This is a genomic window from Mucilaginibacter sp. P4_G9 (assembly GCF_056400985.1).
On the sequence record NZ_JBFUKF010000962.1, the window covers coordinates 1 to 517 of the forward strand.

The 517-nt window shown below is 39.1% G+C and carries 1 pseudogene; it reads left to right on the top strand.

Going from position 1 to position 517, the window contains the following annotated elements:
- Positions 1 to 517: pseudogene (locus AC1DPZ_RS28810) on the top strand (polyphosphate kinase 1); the annotation flags it as partial.

Below are 517 nucleotides of genomic sequence, written 5' to 3' on the forward strand. Positions count from 1 at the left end.
GAGTTTTACCGGGTTAGGGTAGCCACCATGAGCCGCCTTGCCGCTTTAAACGAAAAATCAAAGGAGCTATTAGGTTTCAACCCTAAAAAACTCCTCAACCAGATAAAAAATATCGTTGTAAAACAGGAACGAAAGTTCAATAACCTGTATGAGAATATTATAGTAAAACAGCTTGCCGAAGAAAAGATTTTTATCCTGAATGATAAACAACTGAACGTATCCAGGGGGAGCTTTGTTAAAAACTATTTCAGAGAAAAGTTACTGGCTACGCTGGTGCCCATTATGCTTGATGACGGTATGCCGCTGCCCGAATTACGCGACAGGGCCATTTACTTTTTTGTAAAGCTCACCAAGAATAAAAAAGTGAGATTCGCGCTTATCGAGTTTCCGGATACACTATCGAGGTTTGTGGTACTGCCCGAAACCAATAACCTTAAGTTTATTATCCTGCTGGATGATATCATCAGGTATAGTTTGGATGATATATTTTTCATTTTTGATCACGATAGTATAGAAG